This window comes from Mesorhizobium tamadayense (assembly GCF_003863365.1).
Classification (GTDB): Bacteria; Pseudomonadota; Alphaproteobacteria; order Rhizobiales; family Rhizobiaceae; genus Mesorhizobium; species Mesorhizobium tamadayense.
In genome coordinates, this window is sequence record NZ_RQXT01000190.1 from 1 (window position 1) to 785 (window position 785).

General features: G+C 52.7%; 1 protein-coding gene. It reads right to left on the reverse strand.

Going from position 1 to position 785, the window contains the following annotated elements; genetic code table 11:
- Positions 1-767 (reverse strand): formyltetrahydrofolate deformylase (gene purU, locus EH240_RS37175; RefSeq protein WP_125007270.1); only part of this gene is annotated, 767 nt, incomplete at its 3' end.
- Between the last annotated feature and the right edge of the window lie 18 nt (positions 768-785).

The window sequence follows — 785 nt, forward strand, 5'->3', positions numbered from 1 at the left end:
GCTTCAACGTCGCGACCCAAGCTGACGTAATCCTCATTGGACTGCGCATGTGTCACCCGAATGATGTCTTGCTCAATGATCGGCCCCTCATCCAGATCGGCAGTGACGTAATGAGAGGTCGCGCCGATCAATTTCACTCCGCGTTCATACGCTTGCTTGTAGGGATTGGCGCCCTTGAACGAAGGAAGGAACGAATGGTGGATGTTGATAATGCGGCCGGACATCTTCCGACACATTTCATCCGAGAGAACCTGCATGTACCGAGCTAGAACGATCAGCTCGGCCCTCGTCTCGGTCACTACAAGCATCTGCCGGGCTTCCGCTTCGGCTTTGTTTTCCTTCGTTACCATGATGCAGTGAAACGGAATGTCGTGATTCACCACGACCTTTTGATATTCCATGTGATTGGAGATCACCGCCACGATATCGATCGGGAGAGCGCCAATGCGCCAACGGTAGAGGAGATCGTTGAGGCAGTGGCCGAAGCGAGAGACCATGACGATAACTCTTCGCTTCACGGCCTCGTCAAAGAATTCTGAATCCATCGCGAAGCGCGATGCGATTGGATCGAAGCCGACGCGGAGCTCGTCCAGATTTCGCCCACCTTCAGACCGGAAGCTCACTCTCATAAAGAAGTTGCCAGTATCAAAATCGTCAAACTGCGCACTGTCCGTGATGTTGCAAGTTTGATCAGCGAGAAAGCTGGAGATCGCAGCCACTATGCCCCTGGTGGAACGACATTTCACGCGAAGTGCAAAGTTCGACATTGTTCGTTCCTCAGTTGT